Here is a 223-nt window from a genome sequence, read left to right as displayed (position 1 = left end):
AAGCTGATCTTGTGTAAACAAGTGAAGTGTTTATAAGGTAGATTGCACGTACGATGGTTTTGGGTGGGAGCGACTTTTGGCTTTGCGCAAGCAAAACAAGGGAAGCGAGCGACCAATACCGGAGCACGAGGTTAAGCTACTAAGAGCACACGGAGGATGCCTAGGCGCTAGGAGCCGATGAAGGACGTGGCGAACAACGAAACTGCCTCGGGGAGCTGTAAGC

The 223-nt window shown here is 51.6% G+C and carries 1 rRNA gene; it reads left to right on the top strand.

The features are described from left to right. Positions 1 to 129: 129 nt before the first annotated feature. Positions 130 to 223, top strand: a 23S ribosomal RNA gene (locus WFI24_RS34660); the annotation flags it as partial.

This window comes from Paenibacillus sp. USHLN196, from assembly GCF_037144955.1.
Lineage (GTDB): Bacteria > Bacillota > Bacilli > Paenibacillales > Paenibacillaceae > Paenibacillus > Paenibacillus xylanexedens_C.
This window is presented reverse-complemented; position numbering and strand designations above follow the sequence as displayed.